Raw genomic sequence first — 16,384 nt, forward strand, 5'->3', positions numbered from 1 at the left:
GGAACCGTCCCCTTGCTTCCTCCTTGCTTCCCAAACTATTCCTACTTAACCAACTCTAATGATACTGGGATAAATTTATCAACTTTTTCTTTTTTAGCTACTTTCAATGCTGTTTCTACACCTTTTTGGCCAATTTCAATTGGCTTTTGTGCAATGGTTGCAGCCATTTTTCCATCTTTTACTGCTTTAACTGCGTCATCTGTTGCGTCAAATCCGACAACAATTACATTTTTTAGTCCAGCTGCTTCAATTGCTTGAAGAGCGCCTAATGCCATTTCATCGTTGTGTGCAAAGACTGCTTGGATATCCTTGTTGCCTTGAAGAATATTTTCCATTACTGTTAATCCTTTTGCACGGTCAAAATCAGCCGCTTGTTTTGCAACTACTTTGATACCAGCTACACCGTCAACTGCTTTATGGAATCCTTCGCCACGTTCACGTGCAGCAGAAGAGCCTGGAATTCCTTCTAACTCTACTACCTTCCCTTTGTTACCTAATTTTTCTGCAATAAAGTCTCCAGCCATTTTTCCGCCTGCAACGTTATCAGATGCAATGTGAGATACTACATCTCCACCATTTGCACTACGGTCAACTGTGATAACAGGAATTTTAGCATCATTAGCTGACTGAACAGCTGCAGTAACAGCATCAGAATCAGTTGGGTTAATGATAAGGACGTCCACGCCTTTTTGAATTAAATCTTCGATGTCACTTACTTGCTTGGCAGAATCATTTTGAGAATCAACGACAATAATATCAGCACCCTGAGCTTTTGCTTCTTTCTCAGCGCCCTCTTTTAAAGAAACGAAAAATGGATTGTTTAATGTAGAAATGGAAACGCCAATTTTTACTTTTTCGCCTTTTTTAGCCTTGCTTGAAGCATTATCAGTTCCAGGTGCTTTTGTTGAGCAACCAGCTAATACTACCATTACTAATGTCAAAAACATAAATCCTTTAAATAGTTTTTTCATATTTATATTCCTCCTAATATTAGTTTAAGCTGTTTTTTTACGATCAAGTAAGACGGCTAGTAAAATAACACCTCCTTTAACTACCTGTTGGTAGAAGGAGCTAACATTCATTAAATTTAAACCATTATTTAAAACTCCAATAATGAGTGCCCCAACCAATGTTCCAAAAATCCATCCTCTTCCGCCTGAAAGACTTGTACCACCCAGCACAACGGATGCGATAGCATCTAGTTCATAGGAAGCACCCGCCGTAGGCTGTGCAGAGTTCAAACGAGAAGCCAGGATAATACCTGCAAGAGCAGATAATGCACCTGTTAAAGAATAGATCCAAATTTTCACACTACCAACACGAATTCCTGATAGAATAGATGCCTCTTCATTACCGCCAATCGCATAAACTCTGCGGCCAAAGGTCGTCTTTTTCAAAATAAAGTAGAGAATGAGGTAGCAGATAATCATCCAAACAACTGGAACAGGAATCCATCCAAAATAACCTCTACCCATTATTTCAAAAAAGGAACTATTAGAAAGACCTGTAATCGGGCGACCATCTGTATAAACTAAAGTAAGTCCGCGGAAAATGGTCATCGTTGCCAATGTTGCAATAAACGGTGCAACCTTTCCCTTTGTAATAAAGAGACCGTTGATTGCCCCCATGACAGCACCTGAGGCAAGTCCAATTAACATCGCTAAAATAGGGTCCATTCCACCTGCTAGCATTCCCGCTGTTATCGCTGAGGATAAAGCTAAAATGGAGCCAACGGATAAATCAATACCGCCAGTTAAGATGACAAACGTCATTCCGAATGCGATTAAAGCATTAATGGACACTTGACGTAAAACATTAAAAACATTTTCTAACGTAAAGAAGTCTGAGCTTACGATTGATAGGATAACCGTAATAAGGATTAACCCAATTAAGGGGCCTAGTTTTTGTAAAATTTGTTTAGAAAAAATGGTTGAGGATTTCATTTTTTACTCCCTCCCGCTGCAAATTGCATGATTCTTTCTTGGCTTGCATCAGATTTATTAAGAACCGCAGATAATTTTCCTTCATGAATCACAAGAATTCTATCACTCATACCTAAGATTTCAGGAAGTTCCGATGACACCATTATGATTGAAACACCTTGTTTGGTTAGATCGTTAATCAATTGGTAAATTTCTTTCTTCGCACCAACATCAACCCCCCGAGTCGGTTCATCAAGAATTAAGATTTTCGGATTGATTCCTAACCACTTACCAATGACAATCTTCTGCTGATTACCACCACTCAAGGATTTAACACTAAGCTCACGTCCTGATGTTTTTACATGGAGTTTTTCAATCATCTCATCTACCATGCTAATTTCATCTTTAGAGGAAATAATGCTTTTATTAGAGATTTTATCAAGGTTGGTAATCGAGAAATTCTCTCGTACAGAGAGTTCAAGAATTAAACCTTGGCTTTTTCGATCCTCTGTAACAAAACCAATTCCAGCTCTAATTGCATCATACGGAGTCTTAATGGTGACTTCCTTCCCATCAATAAACATCTTTCCGCCATCAAGTGCTCGATAACCGAATATTGCTTGCATGATTTCTGTCCGACCTGCACCCATAAGACCGGCTACACCAATGACTTCTCCCTGGTGAACCGAAAAACTAATATCATCAAAGCTGCCTTTATGTGTTAGATTCTCAACTCTGAACCGTTCTTGACCAATTTTTGTATCTCGTTCTGGAAAACGTTCCCCAAGCTGTCTTCCAACCATCAATTTCACGATTTCATCAAAGTCCGTTTTTGCAACTTCTTTTACATCGATAAATTGACCATCACGCAGAACAGAAATCCGATCACAGATTTGAAAAATTTCTTCCATTCTATGTGATACATAAACAATCCCAACGCCCTGTTCTTTTAAGGCGGAAATCACTTTAAATAGTGCTTCAATTTCCCGATCGGTTAATGCTGCTGTCGGCTCATCCATGATGAGTACTTCTGTATTTGCAGCAACAGCCCGTGCAATTTCAATCATTTGTTGTTGACCGACGGATAATTGTCCAGCTTCTATAGTAGGATCAATATCGATCCCTAATCGATTTAAGTATTCTTTTGTCTTTCTCTTCATTTCTTTATCTTTGGTAATACCAAATCTTCCTACTGTTAGCTCTTTCCCAAGAAACATATTTTCATAAACAGTTAGATCAGGGATAATATTTAACTCCTGATGGATCACAGCAATACCTGAATGCTCAGCTTCCTTCGGATTTTTAAAATGGACCTCTTTTCCTTTACTAAAAACTTTCCCTTCATTACGTTCATAAATTCCGGTTAAAATTTTAATTAAAGTCGATTTCCCTGCTCCATTTTCCCCCATTAAGGCATGGACTTCCCCAGGTAAAAGCTGAAAATCAACGTGGTCCAGCACTTTATTTCCAGAAAACGATTTGCTTATGCCCTTCATTTCTATTACAGGTATGAGGTTCATTTAGAAAATCACTCCAGCGTGTAGAATAATATTTGCGTACGGTGTTACTTCCCCAGTACGGATAACGGCTTTGGCTTTTTTCGTTAATTGCTTAAGCTCCTCATGCGTCACGTACTCTATAGGATCACCATTTAAAAGATTCGTAACCTTTTCCTCGATGTCCGGATTATTTACCTTAATTTCATTTGCAAGGGTTACTTTTTCAATCTTCATATCCTCTAAAACGACTTGAAGTGTTTCTATAAAGGAAGGTGTTCCTTTTTTTAAAGAAAGATCAATCCGAATGGTTTCATCTGGGATTGGTAGGCCACAGTCAGCAATAACAATCGTATCTGTATGCCCAATCCTTGAAAGCACCTCAGATATATGGCTATTTAGGATTCCGTTTTTCTTCATCAAGCTTCATTCCCTTTTTGATTTTGTAAAAATGTTTGAACCTCTTCGATTGTTGGCATTCCACCTTGGGCACCCAGTTTTGTAACAGATAAGGCCGCAACAGCATTCGCAAATTGGCAAGCATCCTCCAAGGCAGCTCCATTACTTAAGGAAACTGCTAAAGCTCCATTAAATGAATCCCCTGCCCCTGTAGTATCAACTACATCTACTTTATAGCTAGGTAGTTCTTTTTTCCCATTTTGATAAAAAGTGATCCCCTTTGAACCTCTTGTAATGATGCATTTTTTCATCATTTCTTCTCGCTCTTTTTCTGTCCATTCATTTGAATAAAAAAGCAATTGCTGCTCATATTCATTCGGAGTCAGATAATCTACTTTTTGCAATAATTCCTTCGAAAGTGGTTGGATTGGTGCTGGATTCAAGATTACCTTCACATGATGCTTGTTAGCGAGCTCCACCGCTTTTTCAACACTTTCAATGGGAATTTCTAATTGAAGCATTAATATGTCACTCTCCGCAATCACTTGCTCATGCTTTGCAACAAACTCCGGTGTTACAGCATAATTGGCACCAGGAATTACGATAATATGGTTGTCTCCATTTGCTATCGTAATGGAGGCCGTTCCTGTTGATGAATGTGTAACCGGTTCCACATTACCTGTATGAACACCTTGATTTTTCAAATGGCTCAATAAATCTTGCCCAAATGTATCATTCCCAACACATCCAACAAGACAAGTATCTGCCCCTAATCTTGCAGCGGCAACTGCCTGATTAGCACCTTTTCCACCCGGGATTGTATGAAAGGATTCCCCCATAACCGTTTCACCCATTACGGGAACTCGATTTGTGCACGTTACTAAATCCATATTGATACTACCTACAATAGTTATTTTCTTATTTTTCATCGTTTGTCACTCCTAAAACCTTTGTAGATTGACCATTCATTAATTTCACTTGAAACTGATAATGCAGCTTTGATATCGGTTTTCCTTCAATCATTTCTAGTAAAAGCTCAGCAGCCCTATAACCTAGTTCATAAATCGGCTGTGCCATGGTTGTTAGTTCTGGACTAGTTAATTGACATAGTTGTATTCCATCAAATCCTATCACGGAAAGATCCTCTGGAATTCGAATTCCCAACTGCTCTGCAGCTTTTAATACACCAACGGCCATATAATCGTTCCCTGCAAATATTCCATCTATATCAGAATGCTTCATTAGTAATTCTTTTGTAACTTTTGTTGTTTCGAGCACTTGATGATTTCCATTGACAACTAAATCATCACTAAACCATGATTCATTTTTCACTTCATCTATATATCCTTTAAAACGTTCATCCGCATTGATAATCGTATGTGGACCTCGAATATGAGCAATCTTCTTGCAACCAATACTCTTTAAGTACTGAACCGCTTGCCTGCCTCCTTCAAAATTATCAACGGAAACAGATGGGATATCCATACTAATCGTCCGGTCCAAGGCAACAATCGGAATGTCACTTTTTTCAATATGCTTTGGTGTCAAAGTACTGGTGACAATAATAATTCCATCCACATATTTTTGCTTCATAGCATTTAAATACATGATTTCCTTTTCTATTTTCTCATCCGAATTACAAAGGATTAATGTATATTCCTGACTACTCATCAAATCTTCAATAGCTCTAGCAACCTCAGGAAAGAATGGGTTCTTAATGTCTGGAACAATTAGTGCAATGGTCTTAGACTGTTTCGAAAAAAGGCTTCTAGCCACTTCATTTGGAATGTAATTTAACTTGGAAATGGCTTGTACTACCCTTTTCCTAGTATCTTCATTTACATAGCCATTATTATTTAAAACTCTAGAAACAGTAGCCACCGACACATTTGCCGCAGCTGCAACATCTTTAATTGTGCTCACGCTGTTCACCCAACTTTCCCACCGGTTTATACTATTACTTTTATGTAACCCGTTACATAAAAGCTTAAAAAATTTTTTAACTTCAAGATTCATCGTGTGTAACCGGTTACACCTCTATCTGTTTTTATTGTAAACACTTTCATTTTTAAAGTCAAGAAAAAAACAAAGGGACGGTTCTCTGCTTCCACCTTCCCCTATGCTTTAAATATAAGATTAAGAGAAACACCCAAAATTCTTGTAGCCTGACGTGCAGATCTAAATTCCTGCAAAGGTTCCTAACAAATTGAAAGTAAAAATAACCATACATAGAACTGCTCTCCGTAGAATAAATGAAACAAGAGAACCGTCCCCATGTTTTTCCTGTTCAGTTGCGGTTGGATAACACACCAAACCTATCAATCTTCAACAAAAATAGGGTGGTGACTGGCATGTAAATTGTAAATGTTGTGCTTGTCTATTCCCCACGCATGTAAGAAAATAGTGAATGATTAGTATTTATTTTGTTTGTTGCAAGGAGCAGAATAGGGGGAAACATGAAACAGAGAGAAAGTTCACCATCAATTGGGTTACCACTTACCATTTCCATTATTGCCGTATCGTTTGCCGCAATTTTCGTAAAATGGTCAGATGCGCCCGCTTCTATTTTGAGCATGTATCGGATGTGGTTTGCTAGTTTGCTGATGATACCGATTGTTTGGAAAAATCGAGGAGAATTTAAAAAAATAGAAAATAAAGATTGGTTCTATTTATTTTTTTCCGGCACCTTTTTAGCTATGCATTTTGTCCTTTGGTTCGGGTCTTTGAAATTAACAACGGTAGCAAGTTCCACTATCATTCTTTCCTTGCAGCCACTTGTGTCGTTGGTTGGCGGCTTTTGGCTGTTTAAAGAACGAACTACTCTACCCGCATTGCTGACGATGGGTATGGCGATTGTCGGAGCAACCATGATTGGCTGGGGAGATTGGGCTTTAAGTAAGGAGGCCATTATCGGTGATTTACTTTCCTTTTTAAGTGTCATTGCCGTTGTGGGTTACTTATTTATCGGACAAAGCACTGTGAAAAAAGTATTGCATTGGATTTATAGCTTTTGTGTATTTTTCTTTGCTTCGATTGTTCTCACAATCTATAACCTATGTACGGGTGCTGCTTTTGGTGGGTATAGAGCAGAGGAATGGGGAATTTTCCTTTTACTCGCCATCGTTCCGACTATCGCTCACGTCATTAATAACTGGCTATTAAACTATGTAAATGCTACAACCATCTCAATGAGCATTTTAGGAGAACCTGTCGGAGCAACGCTTTTAGCCGTTTTGCTACTGTCAGAGCACCTCGTCGGCTGGCAAATTGTCGGCGGCATACTCGTCCTATTTGGCGTCTTTTTCTTTTTGATTCAGCAGAAGAAGGCACTTCCTTTAAATGAAGCTATAAAAGAAAACACACATTCAACTCTTGAAAAGGAAATCAAATAAATAACGCCAGACAACTTAAGTCAACACCTGGTTGAATTCAGCCTTGTAAATTATCGCCACAAGGCTGAATTTAAAAAAGATATTTCCTTAAACAAGATTCTTCGAGAAGTGGCAAGCACCAGACGGTAAGTAATCGGCCCTTGTCTTAATTTAATACTTTATCGCTGTAAACTTTAGCTGAGCGAGGGTATGACACCTCAATATAAAACATGAGAACCTTCCCCTTGTTTTCTCAAAACATGTTTGAAAAACAACTAACCGGTTATAAAATGGAAAATAAAGAACAAGCTGGAACTGAACAAATGAGGTTGTTTTGAGTAGGATTTTTTACCTTGTGGATTTTGGCCACTCACTTTTTCAGTGCGGGTGTGACAGACTCGCCACATATGGATTCCTGCTAAATACATAGATAAATCCCTTTATATCAATGATTTATGCCTATTTAATCATCGTTTGATTAAATAGTGTAATTGTTTGGCATTCTCTGTTTTAGTCTCAACTCAGAGAGCCTCTAAATTAAAACTTGGATTTGACTCTCTTTTACTACACCTTGCTTTTTAATATGGTTTAACATACTGATCGATTCTTCTTGATGAAGTACAATCCGGTCAAAATAGAAACAAAACAGGATGAAGTGCAAGTGACTTCATCCTGTTTTTATAGTATATTGTCCTGTTTTTATCAGGTCTGATTTGATATCTTCAATTAGTTTTTGAACGGTTATGGCTCTATCACTTATTCCAATTTCATAGGCCTTTTTGACAATTTCCGAGAAATTGCTTTGTACTTGCGTCGTACCTACCATTTACCCAGGTTCTCCTTTCTCAATCGTATTTATTTATTCTATTAAACTTTCATTTGAATGTAAATTTTTTTCCATCACCGGAACTGTGAATGTTTTGTGAATGGTGGAAGCGAGGGAACCTTCCCTTGCTTTCCTTTGCACTTTTTGTATAATTATTAGACTTTTTGTGATAAACTGGGAGAAAATTGTGGTAAGTCTACTAAACTACCGAGGTGATAGTAAAAGTGAAGAAAAAGGTCGTATCTGCCCTCGCCACCGCAACCATTCTTTCTGCTATTTACACTGGAACTGCATTTGCCAATACATATACGATTCAAAAAGGCGATTCTCTTTCTAAGATCGCAACTAAATATCATACAAGTGTACTTGAATTAACGAAATTAAACAGTCTGCGCTCCGATTCCATCCGAATCGGAGCGGTCATAAAAGTTCCCGATCCTGTGAGTAAGCCAGCTCCTAAGGTTCCGGCTTCTGCTGTAAAAATATATACGGTTGTAAAAGGCGACACATTAGCGAAAATCGCTAGTCACAATGGGACATCCATTGCTAACTTAGTATTATGGAACAAATTGAGTACCACTATAATTTATGCAGGACAAAAGCTGAATGTTTCTGCTGTCAAGGTTGAAACTGCGAAGCCTGGACCTAAGACCACGGAAAAGACTGAATCAAAGCCTAAGGAAAGTTCTAAACCTAAGCCAGTCGTACCGCCAAGTTCAAGTACAACTGATCAGACTAAGGGAGAAATAACAGTTATCCCAACTGTCTCCGCAGAATATGTTGTCAAAACTGGCGATTCTTTAGGGAAAATTGGCTTACAATTCAATATGACTGTTGCTGACTTAAAGAAATTAAACAAGCTATCCTCCGACGTTATTTATGTCGGTCAAACATTAAAGGTAACCAATGCTGTACCTGTTGTCGAAGCAACCAATACAACAACCACCGTTATTCAGGAGGCCAAAAATCTGATGGGTGTCCCCTATGTTTGGGGAGGTAGTACCAATGCAGGGTTAGACTGCAGTGGATTTATTTATTATGTTCAAAATAAAGCGGGTATTTCCGTTGGCCGCTATTCAGCAGATGGTTACTACAACCACTCTTACTTTGTCGATAAACCTCAGGCAGGTGACCTCGTTTTCTTTGAAAACACCTACAAAGTCGGGATCTCCCATATGGGAATTTACCTCGGAGACAACAGCTTCATCCATGCTGACGAAGTACATGGCGTCACGATCACAAGCTTAGACAGTGCCTACTATCAAGAGCATTTTGCTGGATTCAAGCGGTTTTATTAAAATAATTTACGTAGCCAGTCTCCATTATGTGGGGGCTGGCTTTTTCGTTGATTGAGATTTCTTGGTGGGATTCGTTGCTGTTTTGCGGATTTCTACTATTTTGTCGGGAATTGCAAACTACTAAAAATCTTGTCTGCAAAATTTAGTGGTTGATCCACTATTTTTCGACAATTATTTTACTAGACTTTCTCTACTTTTTTATTCGACACCATTTTTTTTAGTAGACTTATTCTAAATAGAAGAAAGTGAGTTTAGTAGTGGGGCTTGTTGGGTAGAATGTTGGCAATAGAGTTCCTTTTTATAAAAGAAGAAGTTGCCATACTCCTCTAATGGTGGTTTTTTGGGTATAATAAAGGAATATGGATTTTTGGAATGAAGGAGGTAACGACTTGGAGTCGATCTCTGCTAGTGAACAGTTGCAAGGTTTGGCGGATGAGATGCGGGAGTTGTTGAATCCGCATGTGGTTGAGGATGTAAAGTTGATTCAAAAGGGTATGATGCTGTACCGGCAAGGGATGGTATGGCAGTTAAAGATAAATGGTGATGTGGCGACGGCAGCTGTCCAGGATGTGATTCCTGTCCGGGTGGAGTTGGATTTGAATTTCCTTGGGGTGAGTGAGTGCACGTGCCCATCTGAGGGATTTTGTCGGCATTTGATGGCAGCATTTTTTGCAGCATATTCGAGGGTGGGTAGTGTTTCGGAGTGGATGGAGAAATGGCGGGAGCCTGTACACGCGGTCACGTCTTCTGCAAAATGGGGAATGGAACGGGCCCGGGATTTGGTGAAGGCGAACGGGGTAATGAAGCCGGATTATGAACGCTGGGTGCAGTCCTTTGAGGAAAGCTTCGATACCTTGCTGAAATCGAGTAAGTCGAAGAGCCCTTATATTATTGTGGAGCTGTTTGGAATTTACCACAGGCGGATTCGTGCCGGGGCGCCGATGGAGCAGGAATGGCGTTTGCTTTATGAATTGATCGGGAATGTGTTTACTTTTAAGAAGTTGGCTGCGTTTAGCGAGGAGCTTGGGCATACCGAGGAGATGGTGAAGCGATCCTATCTGCATTTGTTTCAACGAATGATCGATGAGACGGAAGATCTTGTTTTTAAAATTGGTCTGCAAACGCATCCGTTCGCATTTGATGTGTTTATGGAGAAGTTTAAGAACGATTCAAGTGAATTGCTAACATGTGCCCGAAAGCTCGAGTATGAACGGATTTATTTGTATCGGCATTTGTGGACGCAGTTGTTTAAGAATCGAGATTGGCGTGAGGGTGAAGGTGAAAAAATTGCTTCACTGGCACGAGGCTTGCAGGACTGGGAGAACCCGATACCACTGTTGATTGGCGGCATTCATCAAAATGTGATGCTCGGGAATGATGACCAGGCATTGGGGTTGATGGGTAGCATGGAGGATCAATCGATCACGCCTTATATGTTGTTTTGGATTGATTTGTTGTCGCAGCAAAAAGCGTGGAGACGCATTGGACCGATGATTGAGTTATTTTCACAAAAAATAAAAAGGTATATGGAATTCTTAGGATCCTATTATCCCTGCTCAAGTTTTACAAGATTGGCACTGAAGGCGGTCCAGCCGTATTGCACGGAGAGCAAGCGCATCGATTTATTTGAACGGATGTTGTTGCAGACTCTTCCCTACAGTTTTCATGAATATGAATACATGTTGTTTGATCGGCGTCAATTCGACCGCTGGGGTGAACTGCATTCGTTTATCGGCTTCCACTATACGGATCTCCCAAAGGATCGAATTAAATTGATTGAAAAAGAACAGCCGGAGGTTTTGCTGGCCCTGCTCCATCAGTCGGCCCAGCATGAGATTAGCCTGAAAAACCGTTCGAGCTATAAGGTAGCGGTCCGGCATTTGAAAAAACTACGGACATTGTATAAAAAATTGAAGCGCTTAGATGAATGGCAATTTTTCTTCGACACCCTGATGGAAAAAACAAAACGCCTCCGCGCTTTTCATGAAGAATGCAGAAGGAGCAAGTTACTAGATGCTTAAAACTAGATTTCTAAAGTTGCTTACAATCAAATTAGATGAAGGTCGATACCTTTTAGCGGCACAGGATGAAGATGGGGATTTTTTGGCTCCAGACACCTGGAAAAATCTTGTTTTCAGCCGTCATGAAGAAAGTTTTTTCGGGACGCTGCTTGATTCGGAAACAGTGAACGGAGTCGAAGGAATTGCGATCAGCGGTTGGCAGCTTGTCACGTTGTTTGCAAAAGAGTCGTTCAATCGGTTTGTCGAGTGGGACTGGAGTGAGGAGTCGGAAATTTGCCTTGCTGCCGCCCATGCTCTTTATGAGGGGATCAACGAAAAGGATTGGCTCCCTGATTTTTCAGCTTGGGAGGATGGCCGTTTTCAGTGGCAGCTTCCGGAGCGAGTTAAGGATGAGTTTGGTTCGGCGTTTTGGGTGCAGCGTATTGGTGGAGATGGGCCTGGGATGGGTGAAGAGTCAGGTCGAGTGGACGATGCTGGTCGGGCGGACTTTGTCCACTCAGAGGGTGAGGAAGATTCGGCGGATCGTTCACTGGAGAATGGCGTGATTGATGAATCTGAAACAGCTCTTCACTACATTTCTGATTTATATAATCATGCGCTCGATTCCTATTTAACGAGGAATCCTTCTATGAAAAAGTTATTCGGGCCAAAGCTTGATTTGCTGAAAAAACAAAACATTTCGAGCGGTGAGCTTGCGCGCTATTTTGATGAGGAAAGCTGGCTTGAGTGGGTTGGCATTAGGGAAAGTCCTGTGCCGTTTTCAATTGGTTTGCAGCTTGATGAGCCTGTTGATGGTGAAGGCCTGTGGAGTCTTGATGTATTTTTACGTGGAAAGAAAAATGTGGATGAGATATATGGTGTGAATGACAAGGCTGTACCTACGGTTTGGCGTTCGCATTTAGACAGGGTCAGCCGCGAGCAGGAGCGTTGGGTGCGGTTGATTCCTTGGTTGGAGGATGAAGCGGATAGTGTTAGCGATGGTGTTTCGCTCGTTTCTGAGGATGGAGCGGATAGCGATAGTGAAGGCGTTTCGCTGGTTTCTGAGGACGGAGCGAAACGTTTGAAGTCTCACTTAACTGAGGATGAAGCTTGGATGTTCCTAACTGAGGCAAGTGAAACACTTGTCGCATTGAATGTGGAGATCCTCCTCCCTTCCTGGTGGCAGGCCATGAAAAATGCCAACTTAAAGGTGAAAGCATCGCTGAAAGGAACCTCTAGTCACAGACCTTCATTTGTCGGACTACAGGCGATGCTCGATTTTAATTGGCGCTTTTCTATGAATGGCGTAGATTTATCCGAGGATGAATTCCGCGGGCTTGTTGAGGAGAAACGGCGGCTTGTTTATATTCGTGGCCGCTGGGTCAAGCTTGATCCACAATTCATCAGGCAAATTCAGGATTTGATGAAACAGGCGGAAAAAGAAGGGCTACATATTCGGGACTTGCTTGAGCAGGAGCTGATTGAATCCCCCGCTTCCGAGGATGAATTGGAAAATCCAAAAGCATTTGCACGGATTCAAATTGAATTAAATCGGCAGTGGAAGCAAATGGTGAAACAGCTTTCGGAAATCAAAGAAATTCCTGAACAGCCTGTTCCTGAGAGTTTGGTCGGGGAATTGCGTCCGTACCAGCAGCTCGGGATGAGTTGGCTGTGGTTTTTGCGCCAGTACGGCTTTGGTGCTTGTCTTGCCGATGACATGGGTCTTGGGAAGACGGTTCAGCTGATTGCTTATTTGTTGATGGTGAAGGAGAAGGAACGTTTTGAGGGGTTGGAGTCGGGTGGTTCGGCTGAGATGCGATCTGGTGGAGATGATGCTTCGGCTGAATTCCAGGGGGTTGTGAACCCTCGAGCAAGCAGTGGGGAGTCTGCTTCGGTCAATTCTAAGGTAACCCGCCGTAAGAGTGATGAAGATGGCGGAGCTTCTGCAAAGGAACCGACTAAAGCAGCGTTGATTATTTGCCCTACCTCCGTTCTTGGGAACTGGCAGAAGGAGCTGGAGAAATTTTCACCGAGCATGGAAATCTATTTGCATTACGGGAGCAACCGCCTAAAGGAAGATGCTTTTTCGGAAAAAGTAAAAAATGTTGATGTTGTGCTTACCTCTTATGGACTAAGTCATTTGGATTCAGAGGAATTTCATTCGATGATTTGGAGCACGATTGCAATTGATGAAGCGCAGAATATAAAAAATGCGGCAACAAAGCAGTCCCGTGCCGTTCGAAAATTAAAGGGCCGCCACCATATTGCTTTAACCGGAACGCCGATGGAAAACCGACTATCGGAGTTATGGTCAATTTTCGATTTTACCAATCACGGCTATTTAGGTAGTCTTGGTCAATTTCAGAAAAAATTCGTCATCCCAATTGAAAAGGATGAAAAAAAGGAAAAAGTGCACGAGCTCCAATCGTTGATCCGTCCATTCTTGCTACGCCGGACGAAAAAGGATGAAGAGGTTGCTCTAAACCTCCCTGACAAGCTGGAGCAAAAAGAGTACTGTCCGCTAACTGCTGAACAGGCGTCACTATACGAACAGCTTGTTCAAGACACCTTTGAACAAATTGAAAAATTATCAGGCTTTGAGCGCAAAGGATTAATTTTACAAATGCTAAGCCGCTTGAAACAATTGTGCAACCACCCTGCCCTTTATTTAAAAGAAAAATCAGTGACACGACAGCTCCTCGATCGATCAAATAAACTGGAGAAGCTTGCTGAACTCATTGATGCCGTATTGGAACAGGGCGAAAGTTGTTTGATTTTCACCCAATACATTGAAATGGGTGAAATGATCAAAGCGTTGGTGAAGACAAAGTTTGGGGTCGAGGTCCCGTTCTTAAATGGAAGTGTGCCAAAAACCAAGCGTGATGAGATGATTGAACAGTTCCAAAACGGGGAGTTTCCAGTCTTCTTGCTCTCGTTGAAGGCTGGTGGCACTGGATTGAATTTGACTGCAGCGAACCATGTAATTCACTACGACCGCTGGTGGAATCCTGCCGTTGAAAATCAAGCAACTGACCGGGCATACCGGATCGGCCAACAACGCTTCGTCCATGTGCACAAGCTAATTTGCACCGGAACGCTTGAAGAAAAGATCGATGCCATGCTCGAAAAGAAGCAATTTTTAAATGATCAAATTATCCAAAGCGAAAACTGGATTACCGAGATGTCAACAGATGAGCTGAAGGATTTAGTGTATTTGGGGTAGGATTGTGAAATGCGAAAGTAACGAGGACTCAGTGCTGGGATAAGTGCTGGGTTCTTTATTTTGTTTGGGAGTATGTGTGGAGTCGGGGTAATTAGTTCAAGTTGTTTTTATTTGGTTAGATTACCTCGCCAGTCCCCGGACTGGCGTTTTAGCTGATAAATTTACCGGCTCCTAGGCAGTTAGCGGGTATATTGTAAAACGTGCGGGTAAACGGAGCATTCTCGCGGGTACCTTCAATAGTTTGCGAGAATCAAGGGAGTTTTTTTAAAAGGATACTGTAATTTTCAATAATCATATACCTAAAGTAAACAAAGACCGCCGGATTTTACCCGGCAGTCTTTGTAACCCTATTTACAACTTTTTCTTTTCATTTCTCACAAGAATCTGACCTTTATGCTTAAGGCTCATTTTATCCTTTGGGGCTTCGGTTAGGAAAAGCACCTTTTTTCCCTTTTTAACAAGGAAGTGGTTAAAGACGTTATAAACAGCTTCCTTTGTGAGGTCCTGGTCGTCTCCAAATAATTGCAGTGAATTTCCATTAAAATTGAAATTAATCTTTTTTGAAAGTTGGGGATCATTGTAGCAGTAAGTCTCATCCGATAAGCCTGTAAGTGGGATGAATTGGTACGGAGGATCCATGGGTGCGGGAGTTTGCTCATCTAAAAGTTGTAGTGCGTCGAAGAAACCAGGCTTTTCAATCATTTGAATCTCATTATCACCTGGCTGCTTTCCAATAAAAATAATGACAATGCCCAAGACCTTTTTCGGAAAAAGTAAAAACCAATTATCTTTCATTCGCAAATTTCCTCCTATTATTACAATTTTTTACATTCACTAGTATTATTCGACTACTAATTACCTTTTTCCTGCCAATTAATTTTTACCATAAACCCAGTAACAATAGAGTTATACACTATGTGTGTAGAAATTCAACAAATAACATCGTGCGGATTTTACACATTTAAACTTTCCACTTCTTTTTCCCGTTAAGTTAAAGTCAATCATTTAAACGGCGGTGGAAAAGATGTCTTTATCCGAAAAATTAAAGCAACTGCGTGATAGCAGAAACTGGTCACAGCAGTATTTGGCAGACAAGATGAAGCTTGACCGATCTACGATTAGTCGTTATGAAACTGGAAAAAGCATTCCTCCTTATGAGATCGTTATCCAGTTTGCGGAAGCTTATCAGGTAGAAAAGGATTATTTAGTCGTTGAATTAAACAACTTACTTTCGATTAAAGAGAAAGCTGCATATATATTAAAGGAAAACCCTTTGGATAAGGATTTAGAGGCTATCCTTCAGTTAGTCCAACAGGAGCCCGATTTAAAAAGCATACTCATGGATATCAATATAATGGAATCGAACCGGAGAGCTTATTTTTTGGAGAAAACGAAGGCAGAAATGAAGGTACTGAAAAAGTATAAATGGCTATAAAGAAAACTTGGCTAGCGCCAAGCCTTAGCGCCGGCGATTGCCTAGTTGCCCTTATGCGATTTAAGTGTTGATTAATAATAAAACGCTCAGAACATCCTTTAATGCAATAGCTAAGTTAAACTTTCTTATTAGCTAAGAATACGAAGAAGCTGCTGAATAATTTTCAGCAGCTTCTTTTTAAAAAAAGGGGGTTTTATAAAAGTATTCCCATAGGGGTAGTTTTTATACAATGGATGATGAATTTATAAGAATTTTTTGTTTTTAACAAGATTTCCGTTTTTACGGACGCAACCACTCTCTTTCTATTAAACCAGGAAACCTATTATGATTCACCACGCTTTTTATACGAAATTACTTGGTTTTTATTCACTTTACTCTTCTCTTTATACAAATTCTCACAACTTTATTCAAACA

At 40.5% G+C, this 16,384-nt stretch carries 13 protein-coding genes; 5 read left to right on the forward strand and 8 right to left on the reverse strand.

Annotated features, from left to right (window positions below):
- Window positions 1–41: 41 nt before the first annotated feature.
- From rbsB to RCG20_RS10030, 6 genes are read right to left on the reverse strand one after another with little or no spacing between them, the layout of a single operon-like run.
- Complete coding sequence (gene rbsB, locus RCG20_RS10005) at window positions 42–971, reverse strand: ribose ABC transporter substrate-binding protein RbsB (protein WP_308184090.1); 930 nt, start codon at window positions 969–971, stop codon at window positions 42–44.
- Window positions 972–995: 24 nt separating this feature from the next.
- Window positions 996–1,943 (reverse strand): ABC transporter permease, encoded by a 948-nt coding sequence (locus RCG20_RS10010; RefSeq protein WP_308184091.1) that lies wholly within the window; start codon window positions 1,941–1,943, stop codon window positions 996–998.
- Window positions 1,940–3,442, reverse strand: a complete 1,503-nt coding sequence (locus RCG20_RS10015; protein ID WP_308184092.1) for a sugar ABC transporter ATP-binding protein — start codon at window positions 3,440–3,442, stop codon at window positions 1,940–1,942. The genes RCG20_RS10010 and RCG20_RS10015 overlap by 4 nt, the downstream gene beginning before the upstream one ends.
- Window positions 3,443–3,838 (reverse strand): D-ribose pyranase, encoded by a 396-nt coding sequence (gene rbsD / locus RCG20_RS10020; RefSeq protein WP_308184093.1) that lies wholly within the window; start codon window positions 3,836–3,838, stop codon window positions 3,443–3,445.
- Entirely contained in the window at window positions 3,838–4,746 is a 909-nt protein-coding gene (gene rbsK, locus RCG20_RS10025; RefSeq protein WP_308184094.1) for a ribokinase, read from the reverse strand. The genes rbsD and rbsK overlap by 1 nt, the downstream gene beginning before the upstream one ends.
- Window positions 4,736–5,740 carry a LacI family DNA-binding transcriptional regulator gene (locus RCG20_RS10030; RefSeq protein WP_308184095.1) on the reverse strand — a complete coding sequence of 335 codons (1,005 nt, stop codon included), beginning with the start codon at window positions 5,738–5,740 and terminating at the stop codon, window positions 4,736–4,738. Before RCG20_RS10030 ends, rbsK begins: the two co-directional genes overlap by 11 nt.
- Before the next feature lie 533 nt (window positions 5,741–6,273).
- Here RCG20_RS10030 and RCG20_RS10035 point away from each other — a divergent pair.
- Window positions 6,274–7,209: a DMT family transporter gene (locus tag RCG20_RS10035; RefSeq protein WP_308184096.1), complete on the forward strand. Its 936-nt coding sequence runs from the start codon at window positions 6,274–6,276 to the stop codon at window positions 7,207–7,209.
- A gap of 646 nt (window positions 7,210–7,855) precedes the next feature.
- Here RCG20_RS10035 and RCG20_RS10040 read toward each other — a convergent pair.
- Window positions 7,856–8,014, reverse strand: coding sequence for a YwzD family small protein (locus tag RCG20_RS10040; RefSeq protein ID WP_308184097.1), 159 nt, complete (start codon window positions 8,012–8,014; stop codon window positions 7,856–7,858).
- A gap of 224 nt (window positions 8,015–8,238) precedes the next feature.
- On the opposite strand from RCG20_RS10040, the gene RCG20_RS10045 reads away from it, so the two are divergent.
- From RCG20_RS10045 to RCG20_RS10055, 3 genes are all read left to right on the forward strand, one after another.
- Window positions 8,239–9,312 (forward strand): C40 family peptidase, encoded by a 1,074-nt coding sequence (locus RCG20_RS10045; RefSeq protein WP_308184098.1) that lies wholly within the window; start codon window positions 8,239–8,241, stop codon window positions 9,310–9,312.
- A 389-nt stretch (window positions 9,313–9,701) separates the two neighbouring features.
- Window positions 9,702–11,333 (forward strand): SWIM zinc finger family protein, encoded by a 1,632-nt coding sequence (locus RCG20_RS10050; RefSeq protein WP_308184099.1) that lies wholly within the window; start codon window positions 9,702–9,704, stop codon window positions 11,331–11,333.
- Complete coding sequence (locus RCG20_RS10055; protein WP_308184100.1) at window positions 11,326–14,535, forward strand: DEAD/DEAH box helicase; 3,210 nt, start codon at window positions 11,326–11,328, stop codon at window positions 14,533–14,535. The genes RCG20_RS10050 and RCG20_RS10055 overlap by 8 nt, the downstream gene beginning before the upstream one ends.
- A gap of 351 nt (window positions 14,536–14,886) precedes the next feature.
- Here RCG20_RS10055 and RCG20_RS10060 read toward each other — a convergent pair whose 3' ends face one another.
- The gene (locus tag RCG20_RS10060; protein ID WP_308184101.1) at window positions 14,887–15,330 is read right to left on the reverse strand and encodes a hypothetical protein; all 444 of its coding nucleotides are present in this window, start codon (window positions 15,328–15,330) and stop codon (window positions 14,887–14,889) included.
- A 229-nt stretch (window positions 15,331–15,559) separates the two neighbouring features.
- On the opposite strand from RCG20_RS10060, the gene RCG20_RS10065 reads away from it, so the two are divergent.
- Window positions 15,560–15,970, forward strand: coding sequence for a helix-turn-helix domain-containing protein (locus tag RCG20_RS10065; protein WP_308184102.1), 411 nt, complete (start codon window positions 15,560–15,562; stop codon window positions 15,968–15,970).
- Window positions 15,971–16,384 lie beyond the last annotated feature (414 nt).

It is taken from the genome of Neobacillus sp. PS3-40, assembly GCF_030915485.1.
In the GTDB taxonomy this organism is placed as follows: Bacteria; Bacillota; Bacilli; order Bacillales; family Cytobacillaceae; genus JAUZPL01.